The sequence below is a fragment of the Acidobacteriota bacterium genome (assembly GCA_016716435.1).
Lineage (GTDB): Bacteria > Acidobacteriota > Blastocatellia > Pyrinomonadales > Pyrinomonadaceae > OLB17.
Genome location: JADJWI010000008.1, coordinates 852,655 through 874,657 on the forward strand (window position 1 = coordinate 852,655; position 22,003 = coordinate 874,657).

Annotated in this window: 26 protein-coding genes; 13 read left to right on the forward strand and 13 right to left on the reverse strand. The window is 53.5% G+C overall.

Annotated features, from left to right (window positions below; genetic code table 11):
- Positions 1-6 precede the first annotated feature (6 nt).
- Genes IPM21_15880 through IPM21_15890 form a run of 3 tightly spaced genes read right to left on the reverse strand, consistent with a single transcriptional unit; the run spans position 7 to position 1,590 of the window.
- Positions 7-807, reverse strand: coding sequence for a hypothetical protein (locus IPM21_15880; GenBank protein MBK9165352.1), 801 nt, complete (start codon positions 805-807; stop codon positions 7-9).
- A complete protein-coding gene (locus IPM21_15885; protein MBK9165353.1) occupies positions 807-1,316 on the reverse strand; it encodes a GNAT family N-acetyltransferase in 510 nt (169 codons plus the stop codon). Before IPM21_15885 ends, IPM21_15880 begins: the two co-directional genes overlap by 1 nt.
- On the reverse strand, positions 1,306-1,590 hold the full coding sequence (locus IPM21_15890) for a DUF1778 domain-containing protein (protein MBK9165354.1): 285 nt from the start codon (positions 1,588-1,590) through the stop codon (positions 1,306-1,308). Before IPM21_15890 ends, IPM21_15885 begins: the two co-directional genes overlap by 11 nt.
- 173 nt (positions 1,591-1,763) lie before the next feature.
- Here IPM21_15890 and IPM21_15895 point away from each other — a divergent pair, with 173 nt between their 5' ends.
- Complete coding sequence (locus IPM21_15895) at positions 1,764-2,285, forward strand: DinB family protein (protein MBK9165355.1); 522 nt, start codon at positions 1,764-1,766, stop codon at positions 2,283-2,285.
- A 1-nt stretch (position 2,286) separates the two neighbouring features.
- Positions 2,287-2,604, forward strand: coding sequence for a cupin domain-containing protein (locus IPM21_15900; protein MBK9165356.1), 318 nt, complete (start codon positions 2,287-2,289; stop codon positions 2,602-2,604).
- A gap of 71 nt (positions 2,605-2,675) precedes the next feature.
- On the opposite strand, the gene IPM21_15905 is transcribed toward IPM21_15900, so the two are convergent.
- The 3 genes from IPM21_15905 to IPM21_15915 form a co-directional block, all read right to left on the reverse strand.
- Positions 2,676-3,149, reverse strand: coding sequence for a response regulator (locus IPM21_15905; protein ID MBK9165357.1), 474 nt, complete (start codon positions 3,147-3,149; stop codon positions 2,676-2,678).
- 209 nt (positions 3,150-3,358) lie between these two features.
- A complete protein-coding gene (locus tag IPM21_15910; protein ID MBK9165358.1) occupies positions 3,359-4,069 on the reverse strand; it encodes a Crp/Fnr family transcriptional regulator in 711 nt (236 codons plus the stop codon).
- A 33-nt stretch (positions 4,070-4,102) separates the two neighbouring features.
- Positions 4,103-4,720 (reverse strand): inorganic pyrophosphatase, encoded by a 618-nt coding sequence (locus tag IPM21_15915; protein ID MBK9165359.1) that lies wholly within the window; start codon positions 4,718-4,720, stop codon positions 4,103-4,105.
- 28 nt (positions 4,721-4,748) lie between these two features.
- Between IPM21_15915 and IPM21_15920 the strand changes: the two genes are divergently transcribed.
- Both IPM21_15920 and IPM21_15925 read left to right on the forward strand, forming a co-directional pair.
- The gene (locus IPM21_15920) at positions 4,749-5,324 is read left to right on the forward strand and encodes an enoyl-CoA hydratase/isomerase family protein (GenBank protein MBK9165360.1); all 576 of its coding nucleotides are present in this window, start codon (positions 4,749-4,751) and stop codon (positions 5,322-5,324) included.
- 50 nt (positions 5,325-5,374) lie between these two features.
- Complete coding sequence (locus IPM21_15925) at positions 5,375-7,201, forward strand: tetratricopeptide repeat protein (GenBank protein ID MBK9165361.1); 1,827 nt, start codon at positions 5,375-5,377, stop codon at positions 7,199-7,201.
- On the opposite strand, the gene IPM21_15930 is transcribed toward IPM21_15925, so the two are convergent.
- On the reverse strand, positions 7,198-8,148 hold the full coding sequence (locus IPM21_15930; protein MBK9165362.1) for a hypothetical protein: 951 nt from the start codon (positions 8,146-8,148) through the stop codon (positions 7,198-7,200). The genes IPM21_15925 and IPM21_15930 overlap by 4 nt on opposite strands.
- A 56-nt stretch (positions 8,149-8,204) precedes the next feature.
- Here IPM21_15930 and IPM21_15935 point away from each other — a divergent pair, with 56 nt between their 5' ends.
- From IPM21_15935 to IPM21_15945, 3 genes are all read left to right on the forward strand, one after another.
- Positions 8,205-8,525, forward strand: coding sequence for a hypothetical protein (locus IPM21_15935; protein ID MBK9165363.1), 321 nt, complete (start codon positions 8,205-8,207; stop codon positions 8,523-8,525).
- Between the two features lie 70 nt (positions 8,526-8,595).
- Positions 8,596-8,946: a four helix bundle protein gene (locus IPM21_15940; protein ID MBK9165364.1), complete on the forward strand. Its 351-nt coding sequence runs from the start codon at positions 8,596-8,598 to the stop codon at positions 8,944-8,946.
- A 30-nt stretch (positions 8,947-8,976) separates the two neighbouring features.
- The gene (locus IPM21_15945; protein ID MBK9165365.1) at positions 8,977-9,735 is read left to right on the forward strand and encodes an enoyl-CoA hydratase/isomerase family protein; all 759 of its coding nucleotides are present in this window, start codon (positions 8,977-8,979) and stop codon (positions 9,733-9,735) included.
- A 1-nt stretch (position 9,736) separates the two neighbouring features.
- Here IPM21_15945 and IPM21_15950 read toward each other — a convergent pair whose 3' ends face one another.
- The 6 genes from IPM21_15950 to IPM21_15975 form a co-directional block, all read right to left on the reverse strand.
- On the reverse strand, positions 9,737-11,161 hold the full coding sequence (locus IPM21_15950) for a DnaJ domain-containing protein (GenBank protein MBK9165366.1): 1,425 nt from the start codon (positions 11,159-11,161) through the stop codon (positions 9,737-9,739).
- A gap of 6 nt (positions 11,162-11,167) precedes the next feature.
- Positions 11,168-11,821, reverse strand: coding sequence for an SH3 domain-containing protein (locus IPM21_15955; protein ID MBK9165367.1), 654 nt, complete (start codon positions 11,819-11,821; stop codon positions 11,168-11,170).
- 767 nt (positions 11,822-12,588) lie between these two features.
- Complete coding sequence (locus IPM21_15960) at positions 12,589-13,956, reverse strand: DUF1446 domain-containing protein (GenBank protein ID MBK9165368.1); 1,368 nt, start codon at positions 13,954-13,956, stop codon at positions 12,589-12,591.
- Positions 13,957-14,091: 135 nt separating this feature from the next.
- Positions 14,092-14,403 (reverse strand): hypothetical protein, encoded by a 312-nt coding sequence (locus IPM21_15965; protein ID MBK9165369.1) that lies wholly within the window; start codon positions 14,401-14,403, stop codon positions 14,092-14,094.
- 59 nt (positions 14,404-14,462) lie between these two features.
- Positions 14,463-14,867 carry a cobalamin B12-binding domain-containing protein gene (locus tag IPM21_15970; GenBank protein MBK9165370.1) on the reverse strand — a complete coding sequence of 135 codons (405 nt, stop codon included), beginning with the start codon at positions 14,865-14,867 and terminating at the stop codon, positions 14,463-14,465.
- A 45-nt stretch (positions 14,868-14,912) separates the two neighbouring features.
- Complete coding sequence (locus IPM21_15975; GenBank protein MBK9165371.1) at positions 14,913-15,758, reverse strand: sterol desaturase family protein; 846 nt, start codon at positions 15,756-15,758, stop codon at positions 14,913-14,915.
- A gap of 125 nt (positions 15,759-15,883) precedes the next feature.
- On the opposite strand from IPM21_15975, the gene def reads away from it, so the two are divergent.
- The 6 genes from def to rsmB are packed head-to-tail and all read left to right on the forward strand — an operon-like array spanning position 15,884 to position 22,003.
- The gene (gene def, locus IPM21_15980) at positions 15,884-16,405 is read left to right on the forward strand and encodes a peptide deformylase (GenBank protein ID MBK9165372.1); all 522 of its coding nucleotides are present in this window, start codon (positions 15,884-15,886) and stop codon (positions 16,403-16,405) included.
- Positions 16,406-16,419: 14 nt separating this feature from the next.
- Entirely contained in the window at positions 16,420-17,988 is a 1,569-nt protein-coding gene (pruA, locus tag IPM21_15985; GenBank protein ID MBK9165373.1) for an L-glutamate gamma-semialdehyde dehydrogenase, read from the forward strand.
- A complete protein-coding gene (locus IPM21_15990) occupies positions 17,988-18,905 on the forward strand; it encodes a hypothetical protein (protein ID MBK9165374.1) in 918 nt (305 codons plus the stop codon). Before pruA ends, IPM21_15990 begins: the two co-directional genes overlap by 1 nt.
- Before the next feature lie 60 nt (positions 18,906-18,965).
- Positions 18,966-19,892, forward strand: coding sequence for a methionyl-tRNA formyltransferase (locus IPM21_15995; GenBank protein MBK9165375.1), 927 nt, complete (start codon positions 18,966-18,968; stop codon positions 19,890-19,892).
- 15 nt (positions 19,893-19,907) lie between these two features.
- The gene (locus tag IPM21_16000) at positions 19,908-20,666 is read left to right on the forward strand and encodes a hypothetical protein (GenBank protein MBK9165376.1); all 759 of its coding nucleotides are present in this window, start codon (positions 19,908-19,910) and stop codon (positions 20,664-20,666) included.
- Positions 20,663-22,003 (forward strand): 16S rRNA (cytosine(967)-C(5))-methyltransferase RsmB, encoded by a 1,341-nt coding sequence (gene rsmB, locus IPM21_16005; GenBank protein MBK9165377.1) that lies wholly within the window; start codon positions 20,663-20,665, stop codon positions 22,001-22,003. The genes IPM21_16000 and rsmB overlap by 4 nt, the downstream gene beginning before the upstream one ends.

Below are 22,003 nucleotides of genomic sequence, written 5' to 3' on the forward strand. Positions count from 1 at the left end.
CGTGAATTATTTGATCGGGGGCTCAATTATGATTGTGCTCGTGTAATCGTATTCAGTAGTGGTTCGGTATTTACTTGGTGGAATTGTGTCTTCGCTGGTCATGCGCAGGAGCATTCCGTCCTCACGGTACCAGTACTCTTCGACGAACGTCCTTACGAATTTTCTTTCGGCAATCGACGATGTCGTCTTTATGCTTTTCGTGTACCGGTCTGCCTTTTGACCGTTGATTCGATGTTTTCCCAAATAAAGGTACTCGATTTCGATCTTCGGCGGAGGACCTAGGGTGCCGGTGCCGCGACCGCCCGCAACCGCCGAACCGCGGCCAGAGGAAACTTCCACTTTCCGCCATCCGTCATCATTTTGGCGGGCGTAAACATTACCACCGATCCTGATCGTTTCCGACTTCGTTTCAACACCTTTTGATGTTCGGCTAACCGCAATTCGCATTGCTCCATCCGGACCGTGGTCGTAAACCGTACGGCTACTGTCTCCTGGCGCATATCCTTCGGTCGTAACGGTCACACGCATCGGGAGACCGGCCCTTAATCGTGATGCAGTGCTGATCTTGCTTCTAAACTCAGCCTCTTCGATCTTTCTAGTTTGAGCATGAGCATCGATGCACACGATTGCAGTTACGCTCGTGACGAGAAAGAGTAATGATGATCTCTTCGACATTTTCAGTCCATTGCCTCCGGGATGAAGAAGTGACTGTTTATCCGACGGTTTCGCCGGGCTCCTTTTCTTTATCGTTATGATACCGTTGAGCAAATGATGTGACAACAATAACCTCGAGTTGCCTATTTCCATCACCTCAAGCTCGCCCTGATGTCTTTGATGTTCAGCATCAAGGTAAGCGGTTCGATCGGTGATTCCCGGAATCCGTAACGCAGATAGAAGTGCTTTGCTTCTTCGTCCTTGGCGTGAGTCAGCATAGCCCGAAGCCCGGCAATGTCCGCGGCTGCAAGAGTTCTCAACATTGCGTCCTTGAGTAATCCCTTCCCGAGCCCTTTTCCTTTTTCGCGGATATCGACCGCAAGTCTTGCGAGCAGGATGATGGGAATCGGATACTGCGGAAGCTTAGCCTTGACCGCGGGCGTCGCCTCAGCATGCGAGACTGACCCGAAAGCGAGCGTATAATAACCGACAGCAAAGCTATTCCGGGTCGCAACGTAGGTCCGCGAGATCTCGTTCTCTTGATTGATCAGAGCGTATTTCTTGAGGAACTGGTTGAGTGCAGGTTTGCCGCAGGCGAATCGGGAACAGTCATGCGACGCGGTCAGCAACTCCGGCGGGCTGAGCGGTTCGCTATTTTTCATCGAAAACGCCCGGCTCCTTTAGAAGATTTCTTAGCGCTTCTATGCTTCGCGGCGGTGCGTCGAGAGCGGCGATGAATTTTTTCCATTCGCGGTCGGTCAGCTCGAAATGAGCATCATCGCGAACGACCGCCTCTGCTGCTGAAAGAGCATTTTCCAGCACAAAGTCGCTCAGATTCTTACGTTCCTTTCGAGCCGCCCGCTCAAGCAAAGCCTTGCCTTCGCTTGTGGTTCTAATGCTGAGCCTCTCTTTCTTTAATTCGATCGTCGTAGCCATCGGTCCAATATACTCTCGTAATGTGCGTACATCCAATGTACACCCGTGGAAAGTATATCGGGATTGAGGGCAGAAAAGCAAGAATTTGACCGAGCTCGGCAAGCCGCAGATCAAAAGCGAGCGGGGCGACAGTTTAGTTACCGTTTGCCCGGAGTTCTGATACGATTCGCAGTATGGAGTTTGCGGTTGAGAGATCGATCGAATTGCTGGCAGCCACGCCGGAGTCCTTGCGGGCGTGGCTCGGCGGGCTTTCGGTTGAGTGGACTGCTTCAGCCGGGAATCGTGACAATTGGGAGCCGTATGATATCGTCGGCCATTTGATCCATGCGGACGAAACGGATTGGATCCCGCGGGCAAGGGTCATACTTGCACAGGGCGAGGACCGAAGCTTTCCGCCGTTCGACCGTTTCGGACAGTTCGAGCGGTCGCAGGAAAAGCCGTTTTCAGAACTCCTCGATGAGTTCGCGGCGGTCCGCAGGCGGTGCCTCGACGAACTCACCGCTTGGAACCTTTCCGCCGAGCAACTCGAGCTTTGCGGCAGCCATCCTGAATTTGGTGAAGTGTCTCTCGCTCAGCTTCTTTCAACATGGGTCGTCCACGACCTCACGCACATCCGCCAGATCGCGATCGCAATGGCACGCCGCTACGAAACGGCCGTCGGCCCGTGGAAAGCTTACCTGAGCATCTTGAATTGAAATGAAGTTTACTATCGAGGCGTTCTTGGGCCGCCTGCCGCTCCCGGCAAACGACAAATGGCCCGATGGTGTTTGGGACATCGAGCCATTCGAGAAAGATGGCGTGAAGCTGGTCTTCTTCGCTCCCCGCGGCACCGATCACCAAACCAGCCATGACGAGGACGAATTCTATTTCATCGCCCGGGGCAGCGGCGAGATCTTGATCGCCGGCGAACGCCACACGTGCACTGCCGGCGACGCATTCTTCGTCCCGGCCGGGGTCGAGCATCGGTTCGAGAATTTTACCGACAACTTCGCAACCTGGGCGGTGTTCTTCTGATCGATAACTTTTGGATGGACCGAACTCGCTGGTTAGACGCTAGTATGCCGAAAGTTCTTTCTAGTTTGATGTCAAATTATGCTGCTGCTCCGGCGACGGAGGGAAAAGCGTTTGGATCTCATCTTCTGTTCTTCGCTTAAGAATACCGAGTCAACATCTTTTCGGCCGATTTTCGGCACGTCGAGAAGTCTCTTTAGCTCAGGCCCGATCAATTCAAGATCTTCCGGCTTCACAAAAAAGCCCGAGGCACCTGCCGAGAACGCCTGTTCTTTATCGATCTCGCGATCAAGGGCACTATAGATAAGAACCGGTGCCCGTGGGGCAAATTCTTTGATCTGTTTGCAGAGTTTTACGGCGGTTACGTCCTGCAAGCAGTAATCCAATAGGAAAACATCGTACGGACTAGACCTCACCATTTCGATCGCATGGCTTCCACTTGAGGCAGTATCTACCTGATACCCAAAATAGTGGTTAAGCTGAAACGCCATCAGTTCGCAGCCATCGGCGTCATCATCAACATACAAGATTCGCGGTGTGGTGTTCATAAATCTCACGATCCTTTTGAAAGAAGACGGAATGCCTTCGCTGTGCCAATATCGATGCCTGATTCAGGGGCTCCCGCCCCAGCCCTTCTACCTTCCGAGCGTTCCGGTTTCCTTCGTATTATTCAGTCGATTTAAAGAGTATGGACGATGAGCAGCAGGCGGGACTGTACGTTTGCTAACACAGTCGAAACTATTTTCGAGGTGGAGGTTCAGTTTCTATGTTCGGCCTTGTATTTGTTGAGGATCCGGTCGCGGCATTCGACCACAACTTCGTGGCATTCGCAGACGATTGAATTGAGTTTTTTGAGATTGGCGATCGCGACTTTGCCGCGACTGGTCCCGATCACGCCTTGTTTGCTTAGATTAGTTAGGCCAAGCGAAACGCTTTCCCGCCGAACACCTAAAAGGTTGGCGATCTGTGCATGTGTGACGAAAAAAGTTTCGGTTTGCAGCTCGTCGTTCATTTCCAGAAACAGCCGGCATAGGTGTTGATCGACGCGATGCAAGCGATAGCAAATGGCATTCAGCGCGATCTGAGTGAGCAGGCCCTGATTGTAAGTCATCAGCAGGTCCTGGAAGTCACCGCATTCTGATAGTTCTTTTCGGACGACTCCGGAACCCATCTGATATGCAGTTCCCGTGTAACTGACAACGGCTCGATCAGGTGTTTTAAGGCCCATCACAATGCTTGTACCAGCAATGCCGTGTCGCCCGATGGTGGCCACGGCGATCGAATCGCCATCGCCGGACTCATACATCAGCGAAATGAGAGAATCGATGGGGAAATAAATAAATTTGCCCTTCTCCTCGGCCTCCCATAGGACCTGGCCCTTGTGGACCTCAACGATGGTGCATGCATTTCTGATATTCAACCACTCCGCAGCCGGAAGTGTAGCGAGGAGCATGTTAAGAGAAGGCATTTCGGTTGATGCGGTTTGTGGCATTATGTTGATCTAGATCGCTCTCCCGGTTAGTTCGGCATAGTCGGCGATCGCCGTTCGGATCACCTCATATGATGCTTCGCGGCCGTAGGAGTACGCGATCTCGCAGACATTCGGTGCATCGGGCAGCGATTTGTAGGTAAGGAAATAATGCTCGAACCGTTCGAGAATTCCTTTCGGGAGTTGGCTGATTTCACTATATTGCTCAAAGACCTTATCGCCCTTCAGCACCGCGATTATTTTGTCATCGGCTTCGTTATCGTCTACGAGACAAAAGCCACCGATCGGCCTCGCCTTTAGTATGATGTCGCCCCGCGGAATGTGATGCTCCGAAAGCACTAGAATATCGAGCGGGTCACCGTCGCCCCCGGCTATCTTAATGTCGGTTTTTGCACGAGCCAGGGCCGCGATCCCCGCCGCACAATAGGTCTGCGGAATAAAGCCGTAATTTGCAGGGACGACATTCGAGTACTGCTGAGGCCGGTCGATCTTAAGATAACCCGTTTCCTTATCGACCTCGTATTTGACCGTATCCCGCGGGACGATCTCGATAAAAACCGTCACCTCAGCCGGTGCATCGTCGCCGATCGGAATGCCGTGCCATGGATGCGCTTTGTCCGTGCGAAACATATCGCTATTATTAAGCCGTAGCCCGCCGATGTCTAACCCGCTAACAACCGAAGCGCACGGCGACGCATTGATCGCCCGGTTCACGCGCCCCGAAGTGCGGAATCCGCTCTCGGTTGAAGTTATCGCGGAACTGAATCGCGTGATCGACAATATTCAATCATCGACCCGGCGGCTTATCCTCACCGGCAGCGAAGGCGTTTTTGCCTCCGGTGCAGATCTTCGCGAGATAGCGAGGCTCGACCCGGCGAGTGCAAGAAAGTTTGCCGAACTTGGACAAGGCCTGATGCGGCGCATTTCCGAGCTTCCAGTCACGACTATCGCGGCGGTGAATGGGCCGTGCTTTGGCGGGGCTCTCGACCTCGCACTGGCTTGCAGCGTTCGCGTAGCGTCACCGTCGGCCGTATTCTGTCATCCGGGAGCAAAGCTTGGAATAATGACCGGTTGGGGCGGGACCCAGCGGCTCCCGCGTCTGATCGGCGAGGCACGTGCGCTCGAGATGTTCTTCACCGCTGAACCGTTTTCGGCCGAATGGGCACTGGATGCGGGCCTGATCAACCGCATCGCTGAAGACCCTGTCCTGGCCGCAATTGAGGAGGCATTCTGACGAACGAAAAGTTCTCGGCACAACATCAGTTCATCGCCATCGCGGTCATCGTGCTCGTCACGCTTGGCGTCTATTACGGGTCGCTCTCGGGCGATTTTGTTTACGACGATAACCGGCAGATCGCCCAGAATCTTCTCATTCAGGAGCGCTCTCTCTACGGTACGGCAATCGTCTCGGACGTTTGGGCCTACAGAGGAAGCGGCGCGGTCGCTGACAGCAATTATTGGCGGCCGACGTTCACTCTCTGGAGCATCGCCAATAACGAACTGTTCGGCATCGAGCCTTTCGGTTGGCGCGTCTCGAATCTCGCCATCCACATCGCGGCCGCGGTCGCCGCATTCTATCTGCTTCTTTTGCTCGGGATACCGCTGATGCCAGCTGCCGTCTTCGCAACCGTTTTCGCCGTTCACCCCGCTCAGGTCGAGTCGGTCGCGTGGATATCCGGAGCCCCAAGCACGCTCGCCGGCCTCTTCTTGACGTTGTCCCTGATTTTCGCTGTTCGCTCGGCCCGAGAGTCGAAGGGCAAATACTATCTTGCCATCGCTGTCGGTACATTCTTACTTGCGGTCGGAGCGAGGGAATCGGTCGTCGTTTGTCTGCCGCTGTTTTGGCTTATCTTTTCGACACGCGGGCTTTCCGACTTCTCGGAAATGAAGCAGAGAACACGCAAGAGCATACTACCGCTCGGACTCTTCGCGTCGGCCGCCGCTGCTTTTCTTATCATCCGATCGATCATTTTGGGCGGCGTCGCGTTGCCGGTAGAGAATGCGCCGAGCCTCGCCGAGGCGATCCTTACCGCTCCGACTATCTTTCTGTTTTATCTAAAACAGATCTTCTATCCATCCATCATCGGCCCGAACTATGGCATCCGGGCGATCGGCGAGATCGGCCTGATGAACTTCGCCGTCCCCGTGATACTATCCGCCGCGATACTTGGCTTTGCGATATTCTTTGCTCGTAGCTCGCCGCGGGCACTCTTTGGCCTTGGGCTCTTCATTCTTCCGCTTCTGCCCGCCTTTTACATTCCGGCCTTTCGGCCTGAGGAGCTCGTCCATGACCGCTATCTTTATATCTCGGTCCTCGGCCTCTGCATCATGTTTGCCGCGATGATCTACGACCGGTTTGCGGCCTCGATGCAGGGGATCAACTTCAAGGCGGCATTCACCATCGCGTGCTTCATCGCATTTCTGCTGGCATTTCGTTCGTTGGTCTATACCGAGGTCTGGCGGTCTGATGAAGCGCTCTGGCGGCACGCCGTTACGGTCGATGCAAATTCGGCGACCAACTGGCTCCAACTTGGTGCCGCCCTTGAGGCGAACGGCAAAGATGCTCTTAGCGAATTCGAACGCGCCGTCGCGATCCGCCCCGAACCGCTCGCCCTAAACGGCCGTGCCCGCGCTCGTATCGCCCGCAACGACCCGCAAAATGCCATCGCCGATGCCGAACGCGTCATCGCCACGCCCAACGCGAACATCAACGCCTACACGCTCTTTCAAGGCTATGAAGTCCTCTCAATGGCGCTCCAAAACGCCAACCGGCTGCCCGAAGCTCGCCAGCGTTTGACCGAAGCACGCGAACGGCTACCCATATATCGTGCCGCCCTTACCGAAAAGATCGCCGTCGTTTTGTATCAGCAAGGCCAGAAGGCCGAGGCCCTGCGTGAGCTCGAGTCTGTCCGCGAAGTGGCCGCCGCCGAGATGATCCCCGGTTCGAAGCTAGTATTTTTACGGCTAGGGATGCTTTACGCCGAACTCGGGCGGCGGGACGAAGCGAGGCGGGATGTTCAGCGCTTTCTTCAGGCGACGGGCAAAGACCGCTCGCCGATCACCCGCGGATACAGGGCCGAGGCTGAAAAACTACTCCGTTCGTTGAGCTAAGGTTTTCGCGGTTCTTCAGCCTTGACGTCCACGTCTGGACGCGAGAAGCGTGTGTATTCAAAGACGGCCCGAACGTCAGTCTCACTCCGTTGCTGCTTACGAATCAGCGTGAAAAATTCGTGCGTGATCTTCGCCGGTGTGTTGATGCCAAACTCGCTCGGCTGATATTCGAGCACGACCCGCGAGATAACCACCGGCCGCGCAAAACCCTTCGGCTGAACGGTCAGCTCACGAACCTCGCGGAGCACGCGGCTCGTCTCCGCATCTATCCAGAGCGAGCCGCGCAGCCTTTCATTAAATGGCTCCCGCGATCGGTCCTCTATCTCAAAGCTGACCACCGGCTCCTCGCCCGACGTCAGTCCGCGGTTGAGCGTTATGTATGGGCTCTCCGCCGTCTGTTCGTAATTAAGCCGGACCACGGCGCGGCCGCTGATCGCATCATCCTCGGATTGCCGAATCGTCATCACCCCGCGGACCTTCGGCGAGAGAGCGACCGCCTGAAAGAGCGTAAAGCCGTTGATCCGCATGCCTTCGTCAAACCGCGTGCTCTCATCCTGCAGCTTTTCGAGCTCTTTTCTAGAAGACCCGAGCGTGACCAGCTTTTCAAAAAACTCCTGCGATCGAAGCTCGGCCTTCTCGACCGCCTTGCCATCGACCCGCAGCACGTGCCGATATTCGGCGGCCGTGCCCTCTCCGCCGCCGAGCTCATAAACGATGAAGTTCGATTCGACAACCCGCGTCTTCCGAACTCGCCCGTTCGATCCGAAAAACTCGAACGTCTTTTTCTCCTCGGCAAGCAGATCGCGAAACCTCGCCAGATATTCGCGAGTGCCAGCATAAGCGGCATCAACCACATCCTGCCCAACGGCCGCCGCCGGAAAAAGCCCCACGAGCACAAGCATCGCCGCTCCGATCAAACCGCCATTCCGCTTTCGTGGGTTTATCATCAAATAGAAGTTCCTCGGCCTTTCGGCTATATTTATCCAAAGGCCGGATAACAGCTATGAAAATACAACTCATAAAGATCGCCCACGCCCGCTCGGGCGACAAAGGCGACACCGCAAACGTCGGGCTCATCGCTCTCGAAGATAAATACTATCCGATTCTCGTCCGCGAGGTAACGGCCGAACGCGTAAAAGAGCACTTCGGCGACATCGTCAAAGGCGACGTCGAACGCTTCGAGCTACCAAACCTCGGCGCCCTGAATTTCCTGCTCCACGGCGCCCTCGGCGGCGGCGGCACGCTCAGCCTGATGACCGACGCCCAAGGCAAAACATTTTCAACCGCCCTGCTGCGGATGTATATCGATATTGACGAAGCTTAGTTCTCCCATCTAATTACTAATTAAGAATTATTAATTAGTAATTAGCCGGAGAATAGAGATCAGCATTCATATGGAGAAGAACCCCGTACTCGATAAGTCGCTTGATTTTGCTTTGCGGATCGTGAAGCTTTGCCATTTTTTGAATGAGGAGAAGCGGGAGTTTGTTTTATCGAAGGAGTTGTTGATCTCGGGGACGAATATCGGCAAGCATGTTAAGGCGGCTATCGGGGCGGAGAATCGCAACACTTTTATAACTGAATTCGGGGTCGCCCGTCGACGTGCAATGGAAACCGAGTATTGGCTGATGGTTCTTTTCCATGGCGGCATCTTGTCCGAGGCACAATTTAATGAGATCGAATCCGATCGCCTTGAGTTGGTAAAGATAATCTCGTCGATAATCTCAACCTCTCGCAAGTCTTAATTACTAATTATTAATTGATAATTACAAATTATGTCGACAGTAATCGTCTCGACCGAAGACAACATACGGATCTTGACCCTGAACCGCCCCGAGAAGCGGAATGCGCTTAATGATGAGCTGGTGGCGGAGCTTAAGCGGGCGGTGCGGGAGGCGGATGCGGATGATTCGCTGAGTGCGGTTGTGATCCGCGGGGCGGGGAAGGATTTTTGCTCCGGGGCGGACCTTTCGGCGTTGCAGAAGATCGCCGGGGCGTCATACGAAGAAAATCTGGAGGATGCGAAAGGCCTTGCGGAGCTTTTCTCGTTGATCCGCAATGCGCGGGTGCCGGTGATCGCGGCGGTTCATGGTCGGGCGCTTGCGGGCGGATGTGGGCTGGCGACCGGCTGCGACATCGTGCTTGCGACCGAGACCGCCCGCTTCGGTTATCCGGAGGTGAAGATCGGCTTTGTCCCGGCGATCGTTATGGCGATACTCCGCCGCAACCTCGGCGAAAAACTCGCCTTTGAGCTGGTCACACAGGGCTTCGAGTTCTCCGCACCGGAGGCGAAGGCCCTCGGCCTCGTCAACCGGATCTTCCCCGAGGAAGGCTTTGAGGCCGCCGTGCTTGACTACGCCACCGTCTATTCAAAGATCAGCCGCATCGCCGTCGCCCTCAGCAAATCGCTGCTCTACCGAATGGACGCCATGGACTTCGCCGCCGCCCTCGCCGCCGGCTCCGAAACCAACGCCCAGGCCCGAATGACCGAAGACTGCCAAAAAGGCATCACTAAGTTTTTGAAGACATCGTAAATTAGGGATCGGGGCTCAAAACGACTCTCAAGTTTCTGCTGATATTACTCCATTTCGATACTCTGTCATTTCTAAAATGTACGGTTGAATACCCGTAACCGAAGCTATTACCTATTATGCTATCGGGCGTACCTTGAACTCTAATGACGTCGTCTTTGCTCGAACCGATCGTAAACTGATTCAACGACATTTCAGAATTGCTCAACATTCTCACTTTCAAGTTCTTACTAATGTTGCTCCAACCAACAACAGAATTTCCTTGAAAGGTAATGCTTGAATAACCATAACCGTAACTATTTCCGATGATACTGTCGGGCGTGCCTTGAATCTTAACGACATCGGCTCTGGTCGAGCCGAGAGTAAAATAATTTTCGCTACTTGGAGAATAACTGATCATTCTTACGCGCAGATTCTTACTTATATTGCTCCATCCAGACACCCGATCGTTCTGAAAACTTACGCTTGAATACCCATATGAAAAAGTATTGCCGATTATGCTGTCTGGTGTGCCCTGAATTCGTAATACGTCATTCCGCGTGGAGTTCAGAGAGAAAAAACCAGCACTTGGTGCAGTTTCATTAAGTTCGGCTTCGACTCCAGAGGGATGCGCTTGAGGCGGCGGCTCCAAGGAAAAAGGTTTCTCTGCGGGTCGTTCTATAGTTTGAAGAGATAAGGGAGCCAATTCCACATATTCATTTTCGGAAACCTCATTCAGGGAATTTTCGAACGAATTTGTATCATTCTGATTTTCGCCAACACGAATCCTTTGTTCTGAATCAGTTTCGGCAGCGACCTCTGGGCTAATAGCGTTAGAGGTCGAGTTCGTCACGCCAGAAGCTACTGGGCTTTCGGCGCCTGGGTCTGTATGGGTTCTCCTAGTGATATCGCTATAGATCAAAAAGGATCCTAGCGAGAGGAAAGCGGTAGCTACGAATGCAATGTAGTAGCGTCTATTGGTCGGCTTAACCGCTACCTGTGTGGTAGAGAACGGGGTGTATTCATCATATAAATTCGTTACCGGGGATTTTTCTCTATTGGAATGTCGCTCGGAAGCCTCATCATAATCCTGAGAGTCCTTTTCATTTGCTTTTTTTGCTCGGTCGCTATCATTTGATTTTCTGGTCTTAGCTTTTGCTTTCGAAGAAGCATGGCTATCGTCTGAGGAGCGGTGTGTAGATTTTTTTCGTTCGGTTGTAGAACTTGCTTTTTTCGATCCATTTTCTATAAATGACGACACCTTTTGATAGGCCTCATTTATTTCTTTCAGTTTCTCTTGAGCCTTAATTCTTAGTTTTGGATCGTGAAGAAATCTATCTGGATGCCAGACCTTTACAAGATCCTTGTAGGCTTCCTTGAGCTGTTTTTGGCTCGAATTGTGAGCTAAGCCTAAAATGTCGAAATAGTGATTTATCCCTTGCTCTCTCATTCAACCCTATCTCCGCCTTATGAAAAACGACCACGAGTAAATAGTGCCTCGCGACAATGTGCTTTTGCCAAATGTGGCCCGAACGCCGGGCGACCATCCATAGTATTCGTAGGGGCCGGGCGCTAATGTAAACGAGCGAGTTGTATTGGCTTTAATAACGTATAGGACGCCATTCATACGGAGATTCAAATCCGTTGCCCTTTCCTGATTGGTGATCTTAACCGTTGGATTTGAATCAGATTCAGTTACTTCTTCTTCAAAATCCGGCGCGGTGTATCGATTCGCTGTGAGTTTATTAACGATTACACTTTGATCGATCCATCCTTCGATGGCGGTTTCTACATGAATCACGCGAAACCAAGTTCCTGTTGGTTCGCGTTCAATTAATGAAAGAGCTTCGCCTCGTTCAACCTCAAGAAGAATTCGGCTCGTCCTATCCGGTTCTTCCCTGATGTTGGCTCTTGTCGCGACAACAAAGGCTGTGTCAGCACCTGGATCAGGCATCTTTCGGACTGCCTCTTCGTCCGCTGCCCTTTGCGCTTTCTCTTGCGCTGCCTTAGCTGCTGCGGCCCGAGCAGTCGCTCCTTTTTGGGCGAGACAGACGCTTGACGCTGCAAAAATTAGCAATATAACGAGACTACCTGTTTTGAATATTTTCATTGTTAACCTCCTACTGCGTTGGCGGCTCCCTTTTTATCGGTGCTTTCTCGAAGTGGGTGGCTCGGGTGGTACAAATTCGTGTTTTCCCCAGGCTGAGCGGGCCGTCAGGAAAAAAACGAAGCGCCATGAAGCCCACTATAACCCTATTTTTCATAGCGGAAATAATACACGCATCCGCATTCATCTGCAATGCTCTTTTCTTGCCTCCGGACAACGCCGACGCTCACGAACCCTACTAAATCGCCCCACCAAGAGCCTCCGAAAATTATGAATTAGCAATTAGAAATTAGAAATTAGGACGGATGAGGGAAAAGCTCGTTCGCCCGAACATTTTATTGTTGACATAGGCGTTGCAGCCATGATACAGTCATGCGTGTCTAGGACAGCCGGGTCGCGGGCTTGCGGCGGGCGGTCGAGAAAGAAATGGTGATGATGGGAATGGATCGGAAATTGGGAATGGCGGCGGCGGAGCATAGGGAACGATTGGCTCCGGTGATTGTCCGTTCGTTTTCCTTTTGCGCAAGTCCGTTCAAATCGGCTGCCGGGAAAAGTGTAAAACTATTTCAGGACAAAGCTCCACGACTTCGTGTTTCCGGCGTTCGCGATGTTCGCGATGTTTCAGTTGTTTCACATGTTTCCGATGTTTCTGTTGTTTCTTTGTTTCAACCGTTTCAGAAACGCGCAGTCTCCTTAAAAAATGAAACGCCCCAAATGCGGAATACGCGCTCCGGAATCTGGAATCTGGAATTTGGAATCCCAAATCGGCCTCAGGCTTCGATGATCTCGACCTTTGTCTCGATCAGGTGCTTGGGGATGAGGGCGGGGAAGTACGCCATTATCTCCTCGACCTTCGGGCGGCCGCCGGCAAAGCCTGTAACGGCGGGCGGGCCGGTCAGGATGAGCGGTGCGATCTCCTTCGTGAACCGCTCGACATCCGCCTTGCTTTGCCCGCGTACGCCGATCCGGAACTGCACTTCGGGGATGTCAGCGGCGGGCTCGCCGGAAAGATGCCCGTGGGTCGCGTTAACACCGACGAACTCGCTGAGTACGACGTCGAACTTAAGGCCGAGCCGGTCGAGCCGTTTGCGGAGTATCCGGTCCGCGGCCTGGGCCTTCTGGTAAGCGTCGGGCCAGGAATACACAAGAGTGCCGACGGCCTTCCAACCATGAGAATAAGCGATCGAAACCTTGAAAAATTCGGTATTCGGGTTTCCCTTGATGCCGAAAACCCGCACGCGGTCAGGACCGGCATCCTCAAGCTGAATGGACGAGAAATCGGCGACAACGTCGGGCGTGATGTAAGCCTTCGGGTCACCCATTTCGTAAAGAAGCTGCTCTTTGACAGATTGAACACTAACACGGCCGCCGGTGCCGTCGTGTTTGGTGACGATGAACTCGCCGCTCGGCCCGGCCTCGACGATCGGAAAGCCGACGCGTGCCATGTCGGGGATCGAGTTCCACTCGAACTGGCAGTTGCCGCCCGAGGCCTGAGCACCGCATTCGATGATGTGTCCGGCGATCGTACCGGCGGAGATCAGATCCCACTGGTCAAACTTCCAGCCGAACTCGTGCATCAGCGGAGCAAGCGTAAGGCCGGTGTCGGTCAGCCTGCCGCCGACAACGACGCGAGCACCGCGATCAAGAGCCTCGACCAAGCCGCCGGCACCGAGATAGACGTTCGCTGCCTGAACCTTATCGCGAACGGCCGCCAGCGGTTCGCCCGTATCCATGTTGGTGATCTCAATGCCGCGTTCGGCAAATTCATCAAGCCGCGGAAGAATGTCGTCGCCGGTGATAACGCCGATCTTGAGCTTGCCGCCAAAGCCGAGTTCGCGGGCGGTCTCGCGGATCGCCTCGGCGCAGCCTTCGACGTTCACACCGCCGGCGTTCGAGAGCACCTTGATGTCCTTTTCGACGCAATCGGGAAGAATCTCGCGCATCAGCGAGACAAAGTCGCGGGCAAAGCCGGCGTTCGGGTCGCGCTGCCGTTGCTTCTGGACGATCGACATCGTCACCTCGGCGAGGTAATCGAGCATAAGGTAGTCGATCGGCCCGCCGCGGACCTGATCCACCGGCGCCGTCAGCAGATCGCCCCAAAAACCCTGTCCGCTAGCAACTCTGATCTTTTCTTTCATAAGCGTTTGTTAGGAAAGTATAAGCGGAAAGGCAGGCTTTGGCGAAGTTGGGAGTCCACCGGTAAGCCTACCCGCTTGGGCAAAGGAAAAAGCGTCCAATCGGACGCTTTCACGAAATCGAGGATGACGACGGTTCTAGTAAACGATCTTCTTCGTGCGGCTCACGACCTTGCGGCCGGTCCGCCAAGATTTGTTGGTGACCCATTTGCCGCCGCGATAGGTTTTGTAAGCGACCCAACGCGATCCGTTCCAGATCTGTTGACCAACGTACTTACCGCCGCGATAAATGCGCCGCGTAGCACCGACCTTTCGCTTTCTCTTAACCGATGTTTGAGCCTGTGCGGAAAATGCGTCACCGCCGCCCGTCAACGACGAGACGCCGCCGCTGATAAATGTTGCCGAAACGATCAACGCAAATGCGAAGAAAAGTAATTTTAGTTTTTTCATTGAGAAACGTTCCACCTTGTTCTAACGCTTTCGAACGACCCAAGGGTCGTCGCAACTGGCTATTCAGCAGCCCGGACGTTCGCCCTTATGTAGGTAACGATGTCCTCTGTCGATGTTCCGGGGAGAAAGATCTCCGAAACGCCCTTTTCTTTCAGAGCCGGAATATCCTCGGCCGGTACAATACCGCCAACCAAGACGAGTGTATCATCCATTCCATTCTCGCGGAGCAGATCGACGATCCGAGGGCAGAGCGTTTTGTGCGCGCCGCTGAGGATCGAAATACCGACGGCATCAACGTCCTCCTGCAGAGCCGCCGAAGCAATCATCTCGGGCGTTTGCCTCAGGCCAGTGTAAATGACTTCCATTCCCGCATCGCGGAGGGCCCGGGCGATAACCTTTGCCCCGCGGTCGTGTCCGTCGAGGCCCGGTTTAGCCACCAAAACCCTTATCTTTCGTTCGCTCATAAAAGCGTAAGTATATTACCGCCAAAAGTTTCGGGCAAGCGATGGTCAGACGGGCAGGCGTGTTTCGGTGACCGATTCTTCCGCCTCCATGTTCGGCGAGCCGAAAATGCATCGGAGCTTTGCGAGCATTCCTTTGCGGTTCCGCATCGCCTGCCACGTCTCAACCCAGCCGTGAGTGTTGATCCAGAGCAGGTTATAACTCTTGATCGGTTTGATGATGCCGTACCGCGGTTCTTCGGTTTCCGGAACGAAAGAACCGAAAAGTTTGTCCCAAATGATCAGAACGCCGGCGTAGTTTTTATCAAGATAGGGATTGTTAACGCCGTGATGAACTCGATGATGCGAGGGCGTGTTGAGCACATGCTCAAGCGGGCCAAGGCTTCGAATGAATTTCGTGTGTATCCAGAACTGGTAGATCAGGTTGAACCCGTGCATCAGGGCGAACATCCACGGTGCGAAGCCGAGGAGCATGATCGGGGCGTAAAATACCCAGTGCAAGATGCCCGAGAACCAGCTTTGCCGCACCGCGACGCTCAGGTTGTAGTGCTCGCTCGAATGGTGGACAACGTGGAAGTTCCAAAAGAGCCGCATTTCGTGGCTGATTCGATGGAACCAGTAATATGCGAAGTCATCGACGAAAAAGAGGATCGCCCAGGTCCACCACGCCTCGGCCGGGAATTTGTAAGGCGCGAGCTGATATGCGGACGTATATATAACCGCAACAAAGACGCCGAAGAGAGCACCGAAAGCGACGCTCATAAAGCCGACGAAGATGTTCGTCCAGGCATCTCTGGATTCGTATGCATTTGCATGCCGTCGGTGGGAATACCAAGCCTCAAGCCCGATAAGAAGGGCGAAGATGGGGATCGCAATGACGGTCGGCTTAAGCATCTTTCCGTATTCTATTACGTTCGCTGGAAAAGTGAGAAGCGAATTTGCGGACGCTCTATAGGGTTCGGGCTCTTGGCCGTTCCAAAGCGTGAATATATAGCCCCGCTCGTGATATTATTTTTTTTATGCTGGACCTAAAGATCGTTCATTATCCTGACCCCGTGCTGCTTACGGTTGCAAAACCGGTGACCGAGGAGCGCTTTGGAAAGGAACTTGAGGAACTGGTCGATAAGATGTTCGCGACGATGTATCAGGCCCGAGGCGTCGGGCTTGCTGCTCCGCAGGTGGGAATTTCGGAACGGATATTCGTTATGGACATACCGAACGAAGATGGCCCTTCGCAGAAGCACGCGTTCATCAACCCAGAGATTCTTCATGTCGAAGGCGAGCAGGTCGGCGACGAAGGATGTCTCTCGTTTCCGGGGCTTTATCAGCAGGTGAAGCGCGACACGCGGGTGATCGTTAGGGCACACGACGTTGCGGGAAAGGAGTTTGAGCTGGACGTCAGCGACCTAGCGGCCCGCTGCGTTTTGCACGAGACGGACCATTGCGACGGGATCGTATTTCTCGACCGAATGAGTCCGCTGAAACGTCAGCTCGCGAAACGAAAGATCAAGCGGTTACAGAACACCGGCGAATGGGAGTAGATTGGAGATACTTTATGCAAACACAAAGAGTTTTAGACGAATTTAAGAACGAGCCTTTTACCGATTTTTCGAAACCCGAAAATGCCGAAGCGATGCGGGCGGCGATCGAGAAGGTGCGCGGCGAACTTGGACGTGAACATACATGTCTGGTAAACGGTGAACGGATTTCGATCGATTCCAAGTTCAAGAGTTACAATCCGGCAAAAAGGGATGAGGTCGTCGGGGTCTTTTCTGTGGTCGATGACGATCTCTCAATAGTCGAAAATGCTATCGACGCCGCGACCGAGGCGTTCAACACTTGGCGGTTTGTGCCTGCGGCCGAGCGAGCGGAGTATCTTTTCCGTATCGCCGATATTATGCGGCAGCGGAAGCACGAGCTTTCGGCTTGGATGGTGTTTGAGGTATCGAAAACCTGGGCCGAGGCGGACGGCGATACGGCAGAAGCGATCGATTTCATGGAATTCTACGGCCGCGAGATGATCCGATGGTCGCAAGAACAGCCGATCACAAAGATTCCCGGCGAGGACAATAGCCTTGAATATATTCCGCTGGGCGTTGGGGCGATCATCCCGCCTTGGAACTTCCCACTCGCGATCATGTCAGGAATGGCAATGGCGGCGGTCGTTGCGGGGAACACCGTGGTGCTGAAGCCGTCATCTGATTCGCCGACGATAGCGGCGAAGTTCATCGAGATCGTTGAGGAAGTTGGCTTGCCACCGGGCGTTGTGAACTTTGTCACCGGCGGCCCGCCGACCGGTGAAGCGATGGTGACGAGTCCGAAAACGCGCTTCATTTCGTTTACCGGCTCGAAGGGCGTTGGGCTTCACATCAACGAAGAAGCGGCGAAACCACGACCGGGACAGATCTGGATCAAGCGGGTCGTGGCCGAGATGGGCGGAAAAGACGCCATCGTCGTAGCCGATGATGGAGACATCGATGCAGCAGCTCTCGGAGCTGTCCAGGCGGCCTATGGATTCCAGGGGCAGAAATGCTCAGCGTGTTCGCGTTTGATCGTTGATGAGAAGGTGCACGACGAACTGCTTGAAAAGGTCGTCGCCCTGACAGAGCGACTTAACATCGGCCAGCCTATCGAAGGCGACACGAACGTCGCTGCCGTGATCAACAAAAAGGCGTTTGACAATACGCTCGGGTACATTCGAAAGGGCGCTGAGGAAGGCGGTGAGATCGTGACCGGTGGCACCGGTGATGATTCGCAAGGCTTCTTCATCCTTCCGACCATCATTGCCAACGTCCAACCCGGAGATACGATCGAGCAGGAAGAGATATTCGCTCCGGTGCTGGCTGTGATTAAAGCACGCGACTACGACCACGCTCTTGAGATCGCAAACGGAACGGAATTCGGGCTAACCGGTTCTGTCTATTCAGCATCAGAGGAAAGACTTGAACGGGCTCGCCGTGAGTTTCATGTCGGTAATCTCTACCTCAATCGGAAGTGTACCGGTGCTCTCGTCGGAGTTCATCCATTTGGCGGGTTCAATATGAGCGGTACGGATTCGAAGGCAGGCGGGCGTGAGTATCTGCTTCAGTTCATGCAAGGTAAGTTAGTGTCACGGAAGGTGTGATGAAAAGAGTTTTTGTTAAATTTTGTGTCGTGGCGGCGGTTGCGGGCGTTGTATTTGCCGGGAGTTCTTTTGGGCAGAGGCGAACGCCAACTCCGGCAAAGCGCGTGCTTAAGCCGATAATCTTCGCTGTTTTGAACGATGGCCAGTTACTTGAGCCGATCGCCCATGTTGAGAACGGGAAGCTTTCGGAACCCGTCGGCGGAGGTGATGAGAACTCGCTGATCCAAAAGTTCAACGCCGCGTACTATGCTCCGAAGTCTTCGTATCGTCTGATCTTCGGCGGGGCAAATGCCGGAACTGTGACCGTTGACAGCTCAGACGCGGCAGTCGATTGCGGGCCGAATTTGGCAAAGGCAACTACGTCATCGACGAAGGCTAAGCTCAAAGGCAAGCTCATGGCGATCGCGACCAATGCGCCGGCCGGAAAGGGGGCGTTTGGTGTCAGGCGTCCGCCGACCTGGCCAGAACGCAACGAGATCGATGCACTTGTGCGAGCTGAGTTTGCGAAAAACACCGTCGAGGTGACAAAGCTTGATTATCACAATCTAACGGCTCTCGATCTGAATAATGACAAGAAGGCGGAATTCGTCGGAAGTTTCTGGGCTGAGAACGACCCGAAATCGCGTACACTTCTCTTCTTTGTAGCCGAAATGGACTCGGCCGGAAAGTTGGAGATTGTCCACTCGGACCTCCGTACCATCAAAGAAGATGAGGTTATGAACGGTGAGATCACATCGCTCGATGAGGGCGTTTACCACGAACTTCTCCTCGATGTTTTCGATTACGACCGCGATGGAACAGCGGAGATCTTCACATACGTACAGGCGTTTGAAGGTGCTGGCTTCAATGTCTATAAAAGCCTTGGTGGAAAGTGGAATAAGGTTTACGAATTTTCAAACTACCATTGCGGTTTTTAGTTTTCATGGTCTAGATAGTTCCCGCGGCCGCTCAAATTTCGGCGGCCGCATTTTAATTTGATGAAGATCGTTTTTATGGGTACGCCGCGAGCAGCGGTGCCAAGTCTTGAGCGACTTGCAGCAGATGGCCACGAGGTCGTCGCGGTATACACCCAACCGGACAGGCCGGCAGGCCGCGGCCAAAGGTTGACAACTTCGCCGGTGAAAGACTCGGCAGTGCAGTTCGGTATTCCGGTTGTGCAGCCCGAAAGGATAAGAACTGCTGAAGCCCTTTCGGAATTTGAGTCGTTTGGAGCAGACGCGGCGATCGTGGTTGCATACGGCCGGATATTGCCGGAAGCGTTTCTCCACGCGTTTCCGCGTGGGTGTATCAATGTACATTTCTCGTTGCTGCCAAAGTATCGCGGGGCCGCCCCGGTCAATTGGGCGATAGTAAATGGCGAAAGCCATACCGGGGTGACGACGATGCAAATGGACGCCGGCCTTGATACCGGGGACATCTTGGTTCAGCAAGAGACGCCCATCGCTCGCGGCGAGAATGCGATCGAACTGATGGATCGGTTGGCCACACTCGGTGCCGATGCTCTCGCGACGACGTTGAACGGGCTTGACGCGATCATTCCAACAAAGCAGGACGATTCAAAGGCATCACTCGCTCCGATACTTAAGAAACAGGATGGAAGATTCGATTGGTCCGACGCCGCTGTAGTGATAGAGCGGCGAGTCCGCGGCTTCCAGCCATTCCCGACCACATTCACAAGCTTTCAGGGCAAAAAGCTTACGCTTTGGAGGACTGAAATTGCAGATTTGCAAATCGATAGCGTTGTGCCGGGAACCGTGCTTCAAGCAAAGGCCGACGACCTTGTTATAGCATGCGGAAAAGGTGCATTGCGGATACTCGAAATCCAAACAGAGGGCCGTCGTAAAATGAGTGCGAGAGATTTCCTCAACGGAGCGAAGCTTGAGGAAGGGAATCGATTTGAATAGGCGTTTAGCAGAACAATGTTCGAGATAATCACATTTTATGAGTTCAAGAGAATATCAGAGGTAGGCAACCTCGCGGATATGCGAGATGCTCTTCGCAACGCGATGCGCCGATATTCAATAACGGGAACCGTGATCTTAGCGGATGAAGGCTTTAACTCGACGGTCTGCGGTCGGCCCGAGGACATTCGGAGCTTCGTTGGGTACGCGGAAAAGATCTTCAAATCGACGCTGAACTATAAATCCTCATCTCATAATTCGATGCCATTCAGAAAGGTTGATGTGAAGATCAAGCCCGAGATCGTAACTCTAAAACAGAGCGTAGATGTCGAGAAGGGAAAGGGAACGCATCTTGGGGCGAAAGAATGGAACCGGCTCATCTCCGATCCTGACACCATTGTTTTGGACACCCGCAATGACTATGAGTACCGAAGCGGAACATTTCGGCGGGCGATCAATCCGGGAACCGAAAAATTCAGCGATCTGCCGGCATTCGTCGAAGACAACTTAGATCCAGAGCGCGACAAGCGAATAGCAGTGTTTTGTACCGGCGGTATCCGATGCGAGAAGTTCGCTCCGTATCTGATCGAAAAGGGCTTCCGTGAGGTCTTTCAACTCGATGGTGGGATCTTAAAATACCTTGCGTCTGTTGACGCTACCGAATCGCTGTGGGAAGGCGAGTGTTATGTTTTCGATGAAAGGGTGACCGTCGATCATAGTTTAACAAAAGGAAACTCAACCGATCTTTCGCTTCTCAAGCCGGAGAATGCGGAATGAAGATATCTCCCGCGAGAACGTCCGCGTTCGATATCCTCTTTCATATTGAAACCGAGCAAGCATACTCTTCGGTTCTTCTTCCGCTCCACACTAAGAATCTATCGGACGTTGACCGCGCCTTGTGTTATCAGCTCGTTCTTGGCTCGCTGCGGCGACAGTTGTTTCTTGATGAGGTCATTCGCCATTTGTCCGGAAAGAACAGACTCGACATCGAGGTTCGGATCGCGCTTCGTCTCGGTGTGTACCAGATCGGATATCTTGACCGCATACCGCCGCACGCAGCCATTAATGAAAGCGTAAACCTTGTTGTCAGATCGCGGAAGGCTTCTGCCAAGGGGTTTGTCAACGCAATTCTTCGGAAAGCGGCTGCGGGTTTTCCGACATTCGCTAATTCTGACGCGGCCGAGACCTTGTCAATCGAAACTTCGCATCCGAAGTGGTTGGTCGAAAAGTGGATGTCCGATTTTGGGCTCGAGCGGGCTACGGCGATATGCAAGGCCAACAACGAAGCAATTCCCCCGGCTTTCAGGCTTACGGCGCGGTTTTTTGCAGAGTTTGGAGTCGAGAACAGGTCGCCAAACAGTGTGGCACAAGCTTTGGGGCTTAGCGAGACCGATCTCCGAGCTTCGCAGACGATCAACGGATGTTTTTATGCTGAACGAATGATCTCGAAGATCCATGACGCCGTAGAGGCCGGATTTATTTATTTTCAAGACGCGGGGTCACAACTGGTTGCTGGAGCCACGAAAATACCTGTGAACGGCCGTTTTCTCGACCTTTGCGCCTCGCCCGGGGGTAAAGTCACGCGGATCGCGGCAGAGACAGGGACATTGGCGGCTTTGATCGTTGCGGCCGATTACAGCTCGGTGAGAATAAGGAACCTGAAAATGAACTGCGAACGCCAGGGCTTACCCGGTATCAAGGTTTTGCAGATCGATGCCACTAGCGACTTGCCGTTCATCGACAGTTCCTTCGATACTGTGCTCGTCGATGCACCTTGTTCGGGAACGGGGACAATTAGGCATAACCCTGAGATCAGGTATCGAGTCTCATCGGAAGATATATTAGCGAAACAGCGTAAACAACGCGCGATATTAGATTCGGCATCAAAGGCAGTTAAGGTCGGTGGTTTGATCATCTATGCAACCTGTTCGCTGGAGCGAGAGGAGAACGAGTACGTTGCGAACAGCTTTCTGGCCGAAAACCAAAATTTCGTATGCGTTTCGCCGATCGTGCCGGACTATTTTTTAGCGGAAAGACAGTCTGCTCGAACGTTCCCATCAGATTTTGAGGGTGACGGCTTCTTTATCGCTAGCTTCGAGCGTAAATCGATCTAG

Bases quoted from the DNA above. Each gene is read 5' to 3' on its own strand.
- IPM21_15915 (MBK9165359.1), bottom strand. From the start codon at position 4,720: ATGTTTCGCACGGACAAAGCGCATCCATGGCACGGCATTCCGATCGGC.
- IPM21_15970 (MBK9165370.1), bottom strand. From the start codon at position 14,867: ATGAGCGAACGAAAGATAAGGGTTTTGGTGGCTAAACCGGGCCTCGAC.
- IPM21_15945 (MBK9165365.1), top strand. From the start codon at position 8,977: ATGTCGACAGTAATCGTCTCGACCGAAGACAACATACGGATCTTGACC.
- pruA (MBK9165373.1), top strand. From the start codon at position 16,420: ATGCAAACACAAAGAGTTTTAGACGAATTTAAGAACGAGCCTTTTACC.
- IPM21_15935 (MBK9165363.1), top strand. From the start codon at position 8,205: ATGAAAATACAACTCATAAAGATCGCCCACGCCCGCTCGGGCGACAAA.
- IPM21_15940 (MBK9165364.1), top strand. From the start codon at position 8,596: ATGGAGAAGAACCCCGTACTCGATAAGTCGCTTGATTTTGCTTTGCGG.
- rsmB (MBK9165377.1), top strand. From the start codon at position 20,663: ATGAAGATATCTCCCGCGAGAACGTCCGCGTTCGATATCCTCTTTCAT.
- IPM21_15975 (MBK9165371.1), bottom strand. From the start codon at position 15,758: ATGCTTAAGCCGACCGTCATTGCGATCCCCATCTTCGCCCTTCTTATC.
- IPM21_15930 (MBK9165362.1), bottom strand. From the start codon at position 8,148: ATGATAAACCCACGAAAGCGGAATGGCGGTTTGATCGGAGCGGCGATG.
- IPM21_15950 (MBK9165366.1), bottom strand. From the start codon at position 11,161: ATGAGAGAGCAAGGGATAAATCACTATTTCGACATTTTAGGCTTAGCT.
- IPM21_15995 (MBK9165375.1), top strand. From the start codon at position 18,966: ATGAAGATCGTTTTTATGGGTACGCCGCGAGCAGCGGTGCCAAGTCTT.
- IPM21_16000 (MBK9165376.1), top strand. From the start codon at position 19,908: ATGTTCGAGATAATCACATTTTATGAGTTCAAGAGAATATCAGAGGTA.
- IPM21_15900 (MBK9165356.1), top strand. From the start codon at position 2,287: ATGAAGTTTACTATCGAGGCGTTCTTGGGCCGCCTGCCGCTCCCGGCA.
- IPM21_15905 (MBK9165357.1), bottom strand. From the start codon at position 3,149: ATGAACACCACACCGCGAATCTTGTATGTTGATGATGACGCCGATGGC.
- def (MBK9165372.1), top strand. From the start codon at position 15,884: ATGCTGGACCTAAAGATCGTTCATTATCCTGACCCCGTGCTGCTTACG.
- IPM21_15880 (MBK9165352.1), bottom strand. From the start codon at position 807: ATGGAAATAGGCAACTCGAGGTTATTGTTGTCACATCATTTGCTCAAC.
- IPM21_15955 (MBK9165367.1), bottom strand. From the start codon at position 11,821: ATGAAAATATTCAAAACAGGTAGTCTCGTTATATTGCTAATTTTTGCA.
- IPM21_15960 (MBK9165368.1), bottom strand. From the start codon at position 13,956: ATGAAAGAAAAGATCAGAGTTGCTAGCGGACAGGGTTTTTGGGGCGAT.
- IPM21_15910 (MBK9165358.1), bottom strand. From the start codon at position 4,069: ATGCCTTCTCTTAACATGCTCCTCGCTACACTTCCGGCTGCGGAGTGG.
- IPM21_15890 (MBK9165354.1), bottom strand. From the start codon at position 1,590: ATGGCTACGACGATCGAATTAAAGAAAGAGAGGCTCAGCATTAGAACC.
- IPM21_15885 (MBK9165353.1), bottom strand. From the start codon at position 1,316: ATGAAAAATAGCGAACCGCTCAGCCCGCCGGAGTTGCTGACCGCGTCG.
- IPM21_15990 (MBK9165374.1), top strand. From the start codon at position 17,988: ATGAAAAGAGTTTTTGTTAAATTTTGTGTCGTGGCGGCGGTTGCGGGC.
- IPM21_15965 (MBK9165369.1), bottom strand. From the start codon at position 14,403: ATGAAAAAACTAAAATTACTTTTCTTCGCATTTGCGTTGATCGTTTCG.
- IPM21_15895 (MBK9165355.1), top strand. From the start codon at position 1,764: ATGGAGTTTGCGGTTGAGAGATCGATCGAATTGCTGGCAGCCACGCCG.
- IPM21_15920 (MBK9165360.1), top strand. From the start codon at position 4,749: ATGTCTAACCCGCTAACAACCGAAGCGCACGGCGACGCATTGATCGCC.